We start from the raw sequence: 12,856 nt of genomic DNA, 5'->3' as shown, positions 1-12,856 counted from the left end.
CGTCAAGACCCAGTTGGCAGCAAAGTAACTCGTATGGCCTTTCATCAATCATGATATAAAGTACGAAAATCAGCAGTACGCAAACTTTATCGTTTATCTATATATTTTATGATAATCAATGTATAATATAATCTTTCGGACTGACGTACATCTGTCAACTACTATACTTTCCGTAAGATAGGCCATGTCCGACCATTGTATCCGGTAGCATTTGGAGACTTCATCAAACACAGGTTTCTTGAATCTCCCCATGACAGGACGTTTCTCGTAAAGCACATAAAATCCGCGTTCATAATGAAGTATTTTCACAACTTTTCGGTTCCTGGACATGAACATATATACATTGGATGCATCGCTCGGGTCAAGTGACATCTCTTCCCTTATACTCTCACACAGGCGGAAGATTCCTTTCCGCAAATCCACATTACCGTTGAACAGGTAATAGTTCAGGTTAGCGCTAAGTCCAAGCATATCATCCTATCATTTTATTAAGCAACAGACTCAAATCAAGAACTGTGGTATTTCTTAGGAACAATGTGGCACCTGATGTCAATTGCAGTTTTACCCACTTAATCGGAGATTCACCTTCAGGTTGTTTCACCTCCAACTTTACGGTTGGACTGTTGCAAGGCTTGCCGGTTATCCGGACTTTGGCAACCTTGGGCTGCTCAACCTGGACTGTCTTGCCTAACTTTTCGCTCCATAGCTGATGACGCTGCCAGTTCATGAACTTGTCGTAATTTACTCCATAATCCGCACAGAACTCACGAAGATCCTTGGTCTCACTGCATAACTGATAGAGGTCATATACCTCCTGGTAGTTTACTTTTTCTTTTGCCATAATCATTGTTGTTTAAGGGTTACGGCGCAAAGGTAGGTTTAGGGAACATGCGTGTCAAGGCGGAAAATAGAATGGTTACTTATTGATTAAACATATCTTTATTGTAAAAGTTAAGAATATCCATCACCATATTCCGTGCTTCTGCTGCCGGACTATCCGGATTTAATGCAATGGCTTCCTGATAGTTGTTCAATGCTCCTTGCCAGTCACCTTTTTTGCGGAAAGCATTTCCTAATAAATAATATGCTTCGGCAGCATATTCAGGATTTAAATTGATTAATTGATTTAATTGGTCGATAGCGTGTTCGGTAGAACCTTCGGCTATTAAATTCTTTATCTCTTTCAGCTTTTCGGTCATGGTTTTGAATATATTAGTCTACCCACAAAGATAAAGCTTATTTTCAATCGAATAGGAATTTTGGATAATTATTTCCTCTTTATGGATAAAAAAATTTTTTTACTGATTGTATAATGTGTAGATATGTAATACCTTATAGGTAGGGCTTGAATGTTTCATATGAAAAAGTTGTTTGGTTAATTATGTGGATAGTTATAGGAGTATTGAAAGTAATTTTGATGTGTTTTGTAAAACGGTAATGAGGTCTTTGGTGGAAGATTAAGTGGGTTCAATAGACAAAAATTATATCGGGATGTAAAAAAAACAGCATTATCGGATGTTTTATTTAGAAATTTATATTTACTTTATAAGAGTTATTCAGTTTTTAACTGTTTTATGTTACAGCTGATATTTGCTGACAGTACTATTTTTATTATTAATAAATAATCAAATTTATGAAAATCAAGTTATTATTGGCTGCTACGGTAGCATGTGTATTGGGCTTTTCTTCATGCTCAAATGAATCAGTGAAAACTATTCCTGTATATGGTTGGCAAGGAGAAGGTGAGGAGGCTACAGAAGCGTCTATACAGTCCGATTTCAAAAAATGGAAGGACCACGGGCTGGTAGGTATGTGTTATAATGCGGGTGGTTTCAATGTAGAAAAACATACTCGTGCTGCAAAAATAGCTCATGCTACCGGATTGGAGTATCATGCATGGATTCCTGCAATGTTGAAAGGGGATGCAGATTCTACTTGGTATGCGGTAAACCGTAAAGGCGAGTCGGCATATACTGTGCAGGCATATGTTCCTTATTATAAATGTATGTGTCCGAACAATCCGGATGTAATCAATTATCTGGTTACTGAATATAGTAAGATTGCAGAGATTCCCGAAGTTGATTTCATTCATCTGGATTATATTCGCTATGTCGATGTAATTCTGGCACGTGGACTTTGGGATAAATATGGTCTGGTGATGAATGAAGAATATCCTACAGCCGATTATTGTTACTGCGACAAATGTGTAGCCGATTTCAAGGCTGAAAGCGGTATCGATATCAAGTCGGTAGAAGACCCTTCTACTTGTGAAGAATGGAAACAGTTCCGTTACAACCGTATTACCAGTCTGGTAAATAAGATTGCGGCTGCAGTTCATGCAAAAGGCAAAAAAGTCAGTGCTGCTGTATTCCCAGGTCCGGACTCATATGCAAAAAAACTGGTTCGTCAGGAATGGAACAAATGGGATATCGATGCATTCTTCCCGATGAATTATAATGATTTCTATCTGGAACCGGCTTCTTGGGTAGGAGAAATAACTAAAGAAGAAGTAGCTTCCGTAAATGGAAAGAAGCCTGTTTACAGTGGTTTGTTCATTTGTCGTGACTGGCAGAATAAGGCTAATATCAAAGATCCGGAAGGCCACGGTCTGATTCCTTCAGAAATCGGTGAAGCTGTTCGTGGTTCTATTGAAGCAGGAGCTGCTGGAGTGGCATTGTTTATTCCTGCCAATATGACTGATGAACATTGGGCTGAATTTGATAAAGCTATTCAGGTAAAACCCTGATGCCATTGTAGCAATATAAGTAGTGAGGCTACAAAAATGAAATCTCCTTCGGAATCTTTCGGGAATCCGGAGGAGATTTTTTTATATGGCTGGGTATGTTTATGCTACTTTTTCCCTATAGATATAATGTTTCACTATGGTGGAGTGAACGTTTCATTCAAGTGAAGCTATCATTTCACTATAGTGAGGCGATAGTTTTACCTTAGTGAAATGTTTATATTATGTGGAAGAGTTGTGGATTTTATAAAATAGTAAAATCCCTTTTAAAAATGGTACGCTGACTGTTGATTTTTATGACGGTTATGATTTTATAGTTGAATTAAGAACGTTGTATGACAAAAATATACAACGGAAATTGCGATTTTGAAGATTTCTTTTGGTATTATTTTATTTAGTGGTAACTTTGCAAAATATAATGAATTGCAAAAAATAACTAACTTATAGTACGAGGAAATGAATAAAATTATTTCAAAAGAACATTTTTCAGAAAAGGTTTTTAAGCTGGTAATCGAAGCTCCCCTGATTGCTAAGTCACGTAAGGCTGGTCATTTTGTGATTGTACGTGTAGGTGAAAAAGGTGAACGTATGCCTCTTACCATTGCAGAAGCCGATCCTGTAAAGGGAACTATTACGTTGGTCGTACAAGAGGTCGGTCTGTCATCAACTCGTTTGTGTGAACTGAACGAGGGTGATTATATTACCGATGTAGTAGGTCCGTTGGGTAAAGCAACCCACATCGAGAACTTCGGAACAGTAGTTTGTGCTGGAGGTGGAGTAGGAGTAGCTCCGATGTTGCCTATTGTTCAGGCTCTGAAGGCTGCTGGAAACCGTGTCATTACTGTATTGGCGGGCCGCTCTAAGGAGCTGGTCATTTTGGAAAAAGAAATGAGAGAAAGTTCGGATGAAGTAATTATTATGACCGATGATGGTTCGTATGGCAAGAAAGGTTTGGTGACCGAAGGTATTGAAGAGGTAATCAAGCGTGAAAAGGTAGATAAGTGTTTTGCCATTGGTCCGGCTATCATGATGAAATTTGTTTGTCTGCTTACCAAGAAATACGAAATTCCTACCGATGTTTCGCTTAATACAATCATGGTAGATGGTACAGGTATGTGTGGAGCGTGCCGTATCACTGTGGGTGGCAAGACGAAATTCGTTTGCGTAGATGGTCCTGAGTTCGACGGACATCAGGTGGATTTCGATGAAATGTTGAAGCGTATGGGAGCGTTCAAGGATATTGAACGTGAAGAAATACATAAACTGGATGCTGTACAGCCTGATACATGTGAAGCTGTGAAGGCTGTTGAAGACCGTAATACACCGTGGCGTGCAGAGTTACGTAAAGCAATGAAGCCGAAGGAACGTACTGCCATTCCACGTGTGAAAATGAATGAGCTCGATCCGGAGTACCGTTCTCACAGCCGTAAAGAAGAAGTAAACTTAGGCTTGAATGAGGAACAGGCACTGACAGAAGCTAAACGTTGTCTGGATTGTGCTAATCCATCGTGTAGGGAAGGTTGTCCGGTCGGTATCAATATACCTGGATTCATTAAAAATATCGAGCGTGGTGAATTCCTCGAAGCTGCCCGTGTCTTGAAGCAGACCAGTGCTTTGCCTGCTGTATGTGGTCGTGTTTGTCCACAGGAAAAGCAGTGTGAATCAAAGTGTATTCACCTGAAGATGGGACACGAAGCAGTAGCTATTGGTTATCTGGAGCGTTTTGCTGCCGATTATGAACGTGAAAGCGGTCAGATTTCTGTTCCTGAAATAGCTGAAAAGAACGGTATCAAAGTTGCAGTTGTAGGTTCCGGACCTGCCGGACTTTCATTTGCCGGAGATATGGCAAAGCTTGGTTACGATGTAACTGTATTCGAAGCTTTGCACGAAATTGGTGGAGTGCTGAAGTACGGTATTCCTGAATTCCGTTTGCCGAACAAGATTGTTGATGTTGAAATAGAAAACCTGTCGAAGATGGGCGTACAGTTTGTCAAAGACTGTATTATCGGCAAGACTATCAGCGTGGAAGAATTGGAGCAGGAAGGCTATAAAGGTGTATTCGTAGCATCTGGTGCCGGACTTCCAAACTTCATGAACATTCCGGGGGAAAATTCTATCAATATTATGTCATCCAATGAATATCTGACTCGTGTCAATCTGATGGATGCGGCTAGTGAAGATTCTGATACTCCGGTAACATTTGGCAAGCGTGTGGCTGTTATCGGTGGTGGTAATACTGCTATGGACTCTGTACGTACAGCTCGCCGCCTTGGAGCTGAAAAGGCAATGATTATTTATCGCCGTTCGGAGGCAGAAATGCCGGCTCGTCTGGAGGAAGTAAAACATGCCAAAGAGGAAGGTGTGGAATTCCTGACTTTGCATAATCCGATAGAGTATATAGCAGATGAAAAAGGACGTGTAAAACAAGTTGTTTTGCAGAAGATGGAATTGGGTGAACCGGATGCTTCAGGACGTCGCAGCCCTGTTGCTATTCCTGGAGCTGTAGAAACAATAGACATTGATATGGCTATCGTCAGCGTGGGAGTATCTCCGAATCCGATTGTCCCGAATTCGATTCCTGGACTGGAATTAGGACGAAAAGGAACAATTGCTGTAAATGATGATATGCAGTCGTCTATTCCTACTATTTACGCAGGAGGCGATATTGTCCGCGGTGGAGCTACCGTAATTCTGGCAATGGGTGACGGACGCCGTGCTGCTGCCGCAATGGATAAACAGTTGCGCGGGTAAGCGGAAGAAAATTGATATTAGTATATAAATCTTATAGAGAACAGGTTGGCTGGTAATAAACCGGCTGACCTGTTTTTTTATAATTTAAAAATCACTACTTTTGTATTGATATAATTTTATTAATATAAGAGTACCTAATTTTATTATGAAAAAACATCTTTTATTAGGCATCCTGGGAGCTTGTGCACTTTCTTCTCAGGCACAGACCTTCAAGGAATGGCAAGATCCGGAAGTAAATGCTGTCAATCGTGCTCCGATGCATACAAACTTTTTTGCTTATGAAAGTATGGATGCAGCAGCACAGGCAATCAAGGAACATTCTAACAATTTCATGACATTAAACGGCAACTGGAAATTTTTCTGGGTAAAAAATGCCGATGCACGTCCTACAGACTTCTGGAAAGTTGATTTTAATGATAAAGGATGGGATGACTTACAAGTTCCGGCTGTATGGGAACTAAATGGTTATGGTGATCCTATTTATCTTAATGTGGGTTATGCATGGAGAAATCAGTTTACGAATAATCCTCCTTATGTACCGGTAGAAAACAATCATGTAGGTTCTTACCGTCGTGAAATTGTAGTACCTGCCGACTGGAAAGGAAAAGATATCATAGCTCATTTTGGTGCAGTAAGTTCGAATATGTATCTGTGGGTAAACGGAAAGTATGTCGGATATAGCGAAGATAGTAAGCTGGAAGCTGAATTTGATCTTACTTCTTATTTGAAGCCGGGGCAGAAGAATGTAATTGCTTTTCAGGTATTCCGCTGGTGCGACGGCAGTTATTTGGAAGATCAGGATTTTTTCCGTTATACAGGTGTTGCCCGCGACTGCTATCTTTATACAAGAAATAAAAACCGTATAGATGATATTCGTGTAACTCCCGATCTGGATAGCGAATATAAAAACGGTTCTTTGGCTGTTGAGCTGAAGTTGAAGGGCAGTTCGAAAGTGACTCTGGATTTGCTTGATGCGCAGAATCAGGTTGTTGCAACCAAGAAAGTGGCAGGAAGTGGTAAAGTGTCTGCAACCATTGCTCTTGATGCACCTCATAAGTGGTCGGCAGAAACTCCTTATCTCTATACATTACGTGCTACATTGAAAAAAGGTAATGAAGTAAGTGAGGTGGTTCCTGTGAAAGTCGGATTCCGAAAAGTAGAATTGAAGGATGCTCAAATTTTAGTCAATGGACAGCCTGTACTTTTTAAAGGTGCAAACCGTCATGAAATGGATCCGGACGGAGGATATTATGTATCTCGTGAACGCATGATTCAGGACATCCAGATCATGAAACAGTTTAATATCAATGCCGTACGTACTTGTCACTATCCGGACGATAATTTCTGGTATGAATTATGTGATAAATATGGTATTTATGTAGTAGCTGAGGCTAATCTGGAATCTCATGGTATGGGGTATGAAGAAAAAACACTGGCAAAAGTTTCTTCATACAAGAAAGCACATTTAGAACGTAATCAGCGCAATGTTCAGCGTGGTTTCAATCATCCAAGCATTATCTTCTGGTCTTTGGGTAACGAAGCTGGTTACGGACCAAACTTTGAAGCTGCTTACGAATGGGTAAAGGCTGAAGATCCCAGTCGTGCTGTACAGTATGAAAGAGCAGGCCTTAACGGAAAAACGGATATTTATTGTCCGATGTATTACAGATATAAAGACTGTGAGGAATATGCAAAGAATCCTGATAGTCCAAAACCGTTGATTCAGTGCGAGTATGCTCATGCGATGGGTAATTCTGAAGGTGGTTTTAAAGAGTATTGGGATTTGATTCGCAAATATCCGAAGTATCAGGGAGGTTTTATTTGGGATTTTGTTGACCAGTCATGCCGCTGGACCGGAAAAGACGGTAAGATGATTTATGCTTATGGTGGTGACTTCAACCGTTTCGATGCCAGTGATAACAATTTCTGTGATAACGGTCTGATCAGCCCTGACCGTAAGCCTAATCCACATATGTATGAAGTAGGCTATTTCTATCAGAACATCTGGACCAGTGCTGGTGATTTATCAAAAGGTGAGATTAAAGTTTATAATGAAAACTTCTTCCGTGATTTATCTGCTTATGCATTGGAATGGGAGGTATTGAAAAATGGTAAGGCGGTTCGTAGTGGACGCGTTGAAAATTTGTCAGTAGCTCCACGTCAGACTACTAATGTTAAACTTGATCTGGGCAAAACTTGTAAGTGTGCAGAATGGTTGCTGAATGTAAAATACGTTCAGAAAAATCGCGAAGGACTGCTTCCGGCTGGTCATGTAGTTGCCAAGGCACAGTTGACCCTGAATCCTTATAAGGCTCCTGCAATGGATCTTGCCAATGTAGAGGAGAAGAACGTAGCTGTAGTAGTTCCGCAGATAAAAGATGAAAATGTAAACCGTATAGTTGTAAAGGGAGAAAACTTCAATATCCAGTTCAATAAGCAGAGCGGATATATGGATAAATATGAAGTAAATGGCTTGGAGATGATAAAAGAAGGAGAAGCTATGACTCCGAACTTCTGGCGTGCTCCGACCGATAATGATTTTGGAGCAGGTTTGCAGCAGAAGTATGCAGTATGGAATAATCCTGGAATCAAATTAGTGTCTTTAAAGGCTGAAATGGTCGATGGCATAGCTGTTGTTTCTGCTGAATATGAAATGAAACAGGTTTCGGCTAAGTTGGCTTTAACGTATGCTATCAACAATAAAGGTGCTGTTAAGGTGACTCAGAAAATGACCGCAGATAAGAGCGCGAAAGTGGCCAACATGTTCCGTTTTGGTATGCAGATGGTAATGCCTGCTTCTTTTGAAAAGATTTCGTATTATGGACGTGGTCCGGTTGAAAATTATGCAGATCGTAAGACTTCTACTGATCTTGGTATATATAATCAGTCGGTAGACGAACAGTTCTATGCTTATATTCGTCCGCAAGAAAATGGAACGAAATCGGATATACGCTGGTGGAAACAACTGAATGTTGCTGGAAACGGACTGATGTTTGTTGCTGAAGCTCCATTCTCAGCATCTGCTTTACACTATACTATTGAATCTCTTGATTCTGGATGGGAGAAGAAGCAGGAACACTCTAATGAAGTAGAAAAGGCTGATTTAACCAATGTATTGATAGATAAAGCTCAGATGGGACTGGGTTGTGTAGATAGTTGGGGAGCAATTCCAGAGCCACAATATCTGCTGCCTTATGGTGATTATGAATTTAGCTTTATCATGACTCCTGTTTATCATTCTTATAGATAAATAAAGTAGAGCGATCTTTTAACTGAAGTAAAAGGCAAGGGGAAATTTGAAAATACCTGATAACATTTTCAAATTTCCCCTTTACTATTTGTTCCTGTCTATAAATATATTAGGTATTCCGAGTGCCGATGGTGTTTATTGTAAGTCTTGCTGGGTAAGATAACAGATAAACAATTATTTTTTCGGCTGATTATAAACAAATGTATGTTTGCAAGAAGTAATTTTATTGAATTTCTGTAGCCTCAAAAATACATTCCTGAATATTGAAATACAAGTTATCTGTTGCTTTCAGACTCCATGGAAAGAGTCGGACATGCAGCTGTTTATGCGGCTGGAGGGTTGCTTGTATCGGAAGTACTATTTTATGTTTGCCTGCTACCGGACGTTGGGCTTCTCCAATATCTGTACGTGGATAAAAGTCTTTTCCTCTTGCATAGGCTGCCCGATAACAGATATCTCCATCTAACATGAAAGACACTTGTTTGACAAGCAAAGTCTTGTCTTTGCTCTCTATTATGATTTCTACATACCGGTTGGCAGCTTCATCAATATCTGCTGGCCAGTTTGCTCCTGTTATTGTATATTTTCCCTCATTGAAAGTAATTCCTTTCATTCCGGTAACTTTCCCCTGTATTGTGATATTTTGACTGTTTGTTACTTCTTTGCATACAGCCTGTACCGGAAGTTTACGGCAATTGTCCCCATAACTGATTGTCACATAATCGGAGACTGTATTAGCTTTTCGAGGAGTGTAATGCAGGTAAAAACATTTGTTCCACAGTTTTCCGTTGGTGTAAGTGAGTACGAGTTCATTCTTTTCGTCCTTTGATTCTGGAGAATCCGTTAACGTCATACCCTCTGGAGCTTTCACTTTTAATGTACCCTGCTGGGGAGATAAATGTAGTCCAGTCAGGTCAAAGCATCTCGTGGCTTTGTCACCTGCATATATCGTATCAAAATTAATCAGGGTAGGGTTCAATATTAAAGGAACATTGGTACGTATATATTTTTTTAGGATATCTTTTTCTCTCAAACCTTCTGCCGCAAGTTCTGCGTAGCATGCAGCTCCGGTAGCTTGTGTATGTGTTCCGTCAGTGGGAACATATATCTGTTTTACCGTAGCTGTTTCTCCTAATTGTTCCACAAAGGCTTTCGTTGATGCTGTCATGTCTACGACTGGAACGTGCCGTTCTTGTGCTACATACTTCATTACTCGTACATAATTTAATGTAGAGTCATCGGGAGCGATACTCAGATCGTGGCATCCTTTCGGGCTGATTGTTCCGTCCTTCTGGAAATATCTTCTTACAATGGGAGTCACGAATATCGGTTTACCTCCCAACGAACGGGTTTCATCCACATATTTTTCCAAATAAGATTTATAGGTAGTCCATGGAGCAGTACCTCTTCCGTCTGCACCGTCCTTTCCTCCTTCCTTTTCATCATTATGTGCAAACTGAATCAAGACATAGTCGCCTTTACGAAGATTGTTCTTTACCTTCTCCCATCTTCCTTCCTGATAGAATGAACGTGAACTGCATCCTCCCCGGGCGTAATTAATTACTTCTACTTCCGGATAGAAAAATTCCTGAAACATTTCTCCCCATCCGCGTGTACGGGTTGTATTTTCTACATAATCGGCCATTGTTGAGTCACCAATGGTGTGTACTCGTACTTCTTGTGCTGAAAGTAAAATGGTACTATATAGCCATAATGCTCCCAGACTCCAGTATTTTCTTTTCATTGCGTGTTTTATTTGTCTTTGTTGAATAAGTTATCTTTCTGACTAGCAGTTGAGGGTATTCCTACATACCCGCCTAGGTTACAATTCTTAATGCTGATTGTTTCTGTATTCGAGAAACTTAGTCCTATTCCTGCTTTATCTACATTTACATTTTCGAATGTTACATGATGAATAGGTTTGGCAAGGGTACCCTGCAAGACAATAGCTGCCGCCGATGCTTTTTTACAACTGATATCTTTTACGTAGATATTGCATACTTCAGAGTAATGGTTGTTGTCCATTCCTTCTCCTGCATACATCGAAGTAACGTAGAATAAATCTTCCACTTCACCAAACTGGCAATTGTTTACATAGATGTTACGTAGAAATCCTCCACGGTCAGGATTGGTTTTCATGTAGATACCTCGTTTGCAGTAACCTCCATATGTGCAATTTTCGATAAATATATTTTGCACTCCGGATGACATTTCACTGCCTAATACTACGCCGTGCAGTCCTTTAAACTTACAGTTACGTATGATGATATTTTCTGAAGGTCTGTTTGTGTTCCATCCGTCGTTATCACGTCCACATTTTATGGCTACGTTGTCATCGCCATTGTTGAATTCAATATTTTCTATCAAAAGATTACGTGTATACTCAGGATCTATACCATCATTGTTTACAAGTTTGGCGTCATAACGGATATTTCGGCAAATAATATTTTCTGATTTCAGCAAGTGAACACACCAGAAGGGTGCGTTAGTGGTGAATACTCCTTCTATCGTGATATTCTTGCAGTCGAAAAACTGTATTAGCTGCGGGCGGAGGTAGAATCCTTCACCAAAATTACGTTCTTCTATGGAAACTTCGGGTCAGTAGAAATTTAGTGGGGATACGCATATAGCTTCGCAATGCGGAATAAAAAGAACTTCTTATCAGCTACTCCTCTTAGATTTGCTCTGAACAGTTTAATTTTTGCATTGAACGATTCTGCCATCGCATTTGAAGAACGATGGTTGTAGAAATTCAGTATTTCATCATAGTGCTCATAGAAAGTAGCAGCAATGACATTAAAAGAATGCATCCCTGCTTCTTCTACTTTATTATACCATCGTGCCATAGCCAAACGTGCAGCGTCCTTTATGGTGTTCTTAGAGAAAATCATCCGCAGGGAATGGCACAAACCGTATGCCTTTTTGATGTCAGGGTATTCCTCAAATAGGATTGCTGCCCTTTGCTTCTGTTTTTCCGTCCATTTATCAGCTGACTTGAAAAGCAGATACCGGGAGCGTATAAGTAATTCCCTACGGGTGTCGCCATTGGAATATCGGTATGGGACATAATCTTCGTTCTTCCGCTTAGCTTCTTCCATTTCCTCATTGGCCTGCTGTATGGCATCCCAACGGTGTTTGATGCGTAATTCCTGCACGGCATCACAAGCTAATTTCTGAATGTGAAAACGGTCTATTACACGGCTGGCTTCAGGAAATGCAGTCCGTACAATCTTACGCATCGACACCGTAGGTCAAGTGTCACTTCTTTAACGGCATAACGGCTTTCCTCGTCAATTCGTTGCAGCACAGCTATTACATCCTCTGATTTAGTTCCTGCCACGACAGCTACCAGGGAGCACTCTCTCGTACAGGCATCACGGTTGGTTACAAAGGTGTAAAGTTCACCGTTGGAGAGTGAGGTCTCGTCAATCGCCAGATACGGTCCCATATTTTCCGGAAACAGCATCCATTCACCGGCATGGGATAACTGTTCCCAATTACGATATCCGCTGAGAACCTCCTTGTACTGTTTTTCAAATGTATGACCATCTATATGATAGAATTCCTCAAGCGTACGGCAGGTCACTGGGGATGTCTCCATACGTTTCTTTTAAAAAAGCCCCAAATTCTTTGGAGTATCTGGTTCCCTTGGCTACAACATCGAGGTCGATGGGAATACTGAAACTTTTACCTGTGCGCAAGTCCGTCCAACGACGACGTCTGATCTTGAGGATTACCTTATGGTCCCGTATGGGAAAGTCTGTCACATTAACAGCTTCCATAAAACCTTTGGATTCAAAATGTTCGTCATTGCTTAACTTGGAATTCATCTTTTCATCCAGACTAATATGAATCTCTTGAGAGGTTTGTTCAACTCCAGAGATAAGAAAGTAATCTAATATCTGAGCCGGCAACACGAGGCTGGCTAGCATGTTCAAATAATCGTTTTTCATAATGCGAAGTAAGCAATACTTTACGAGTATAAAAAATAATCCCCCACGAAATTTCTACTGACCCGAAACTTCCTTGTGATTCATATCTCGCTATTGCTGGCCTTTCTTCTGTTGGCTTTCCATGTAGCAAAGTTGTACCGGCCATTTCCGGTCAATTGT

8 protein-coding genes and 2 pseudogenes are annotated in these 12,856 nt (G+C 40.5%); 3 read left to right on the top strand and 7 right to left on the bottom strand.

Annotated features, from left to right (window positions below; genetic code table 11):
- Window positions 1-93: 93 nt before the first annotated feature.
- The 3 genes from tnpB to BACCOP_RS08755 form a co-directional block, all read right to left on the bottom strand.
- Entirely contained in the window at window positions 94-471 is a 378-nt protein-coding gene (gene tnpB, locus BACCOP_RS08765) for an IS66 family insertion sequence element accessory protein TnpB (protein WP_007568369.1), read from the bottom strand.
- A 1-nt stretch (window position 472) separates the two neighbouring features.
- The gene (locus BACCOP_RS08760; protein WP_009131422.1) at window positions 473-841 is read right to left on the bottom strand and encodes a hypothetical protein; all 369 of its coding nucleotides are present in this window, start codon (window positions 839-841) and stop codon (window positions 473-475) included.
- A 79-nt stretch (window positions 842-920) separates the two neighbouring features.
- Window positions 921-1,199 carry a tetratricopeptide repeat protein gene (locus BACCOP_RS08755; protein WP_007568366.1) on the bottom strand — a complete coding sequence of 93 codons (279 nt, stop codon included), beginning with the start codon at window positions 1,197-1,199 and terminating at the stop codon, window positions 921-923.
- A gap of 434 nt (window positions 1,200-1,633) precedes the next feature.
- Here BACCOP_RS08755 and BACCOP_RS08750 point away from each other — a divergent pair, with 434 nt between their 5' ends.
- From BACCOP_RS08750 to lacZ, 3 genes are all read left to right on the top strand, one after another.
- Window positions 1,634-2,746, top strand: a complete 1,113-nt coding sequence (locus BACCOP_RS08750) for a glycoside hydrolase family 10 protein (RefSeq protein WP_007568364.1) — start codon at window positions 1,634-1,636, stop codon at window positions 2,744-2,746.
- 453 nt (window positions 2,747-3,199) lie between these two features.
- Window positions 3,200-5,494: a bifunctional dihydroorotate dehydrogenase B NAD binding subunit/NADPH-dependent glutamate synthase gene (locus BACCOP_RS08745; RefSeq protein ID WP_007568360.1), complete on the top strand. Its 2,295-nt coding sequence runs from the start codon at window positions 3,200-3,202 to the stop codon at window positions 5,492-5,494.
- 145 nt (window positions 5,495-5,639) lie between these two features.
- Window positions 5,640-8,744, top strand: coding sequence for a beta-galactosidase, LacZ type (lacZ, locus tag BACCOP_RS08740; protein ID WP_007568358.1), 3,105 nt, complete (start codon window positions 5,640-5,642; stop codon window positions 8,742-8,744).
- Between the two features lie 223 nt (window positions 8,745-8,967).
- Here the strand turns inward: lacZ and BACCOP_RS08735 are convergent, their stop codons facing one another.
- From BACCOP_RS08735 to BACCOP_RS08720, 4 genes and pseudogenes are all read right to left on the bottom strand, one after another.
- A complete protein-coding gene (locus tag BACCOP_RS08735; protein ID WP_007568356.1) occupies window positions 8,968-10,488 on the bottom strand; it encodes a rhamnogalacturonan acetylesterase in 1,521 nt (506 codons plus the stop codon).
- 8 nt (window positions 10,489-10,496) lie between these two features.
- Window positions 10,497-11,339: pseudogene (locus tag BACCOP_RS08730) on the bottom strand (glycoside hydrolase family 28 protein); the annotation flags it as partial.
- 14 nt (window positions 11,340-11,353) lie between these two features.
- Window positions 11,354-12,345, bottom strand: a pseudogene (locus BACCOP_RS21405) (ISAon1 family transposase).
- Complete coding sequence (locus BACCOP_RS08720) at window positions 12,311-12,697, bottom strand: ISAon1 family transposase N-terminal region protein (RefSeq protein WP_007565224.1); 387 nt, start codon at window positions 12,695-12,697, stop codon at window positions 12,311-12,313. The pseudogene BACCOP_RS21405 and the gene BACCOP_RS08720 overlap by 35 nt, the downstream one beginning before the upstream one ends.
- Window positions 12,698-12,856: the final 159 nt, after the last annotated feature.

The sequence above is a fragment of the Phocaeicola coprocola DSM 17136 genome, from assembly GCF_000154845.1.
Lineage (GTDB): Bacteria > Bacteroidota > Bacteroidia > Bacteroidales > Bacteroidaceae > Phocaeicola > Phocaeicola coprocola.
Note: the sequence above shows the minus strand (reverse complement) of the source record. Positions and strands in the feature narration are given on the sequence as shown.

Excerpts from the sequence above, each read along its gene's own strand:
- BACCOP_RS08750 (WP_007568364.1), top strand. The coding sequence starts at position 1,634 with ATGAAAATCAAGTTATTATTGGCTGCTACGGTAGCATGTGTATTGGGC.
- BACCOP_RS08735 (WP_007568356.1), bottom strand. The coding sequence starts at position 10,488 with ATGAAAAGAAAATACTGGAGTCTGGGAGCATTATGGCTATATAGTACC.
- BACCOP_RS08745 (WP_007568360.1), top strand. The coding sequence starts at position 3,200 with ATGAATAAAATTATTTCAAAAGAACATTTTTCAGAAAAGGTTTTTAAG.
- BACCOP_RS08755 (WP_007568366.1), bottom strand. The coding sequence starts at position 1,199 with ATGACCGAAAAGCTGAAAGAGATAAAGAATTTAATAGCCGAAGGTTCT.
- BACCOP_RS08720 (WP_007565224.1), bottom strand. The coding sequence starts at position 12,697 with ATGAAAAACGATTATTTGAACATGCTAGCCAGCCTCGTGTTGCCGGCT.
- tnpB (WP_007568369.1), bottom strand. The coding sequence starts at position 471 with ATGCTTGGACTTAGCGCTAACCTGAACTATTACCTGTTCAACGGTAAT.
- lacZ (WP_007568358.1), top strand. The coding sequence starts at position 5,640 with ATGAAAAAACATCTTTTATTAGGCATCCTGGGAGCTTGTGCACTTTCT.
- BACCOP_RS08760 (WP_009131422.1), bottom strand. The coding sequence starts at position 841 with ATGGCAAAAGAAAAAGTAAACTACCAGGAGGTATATGACCTCTATCAG.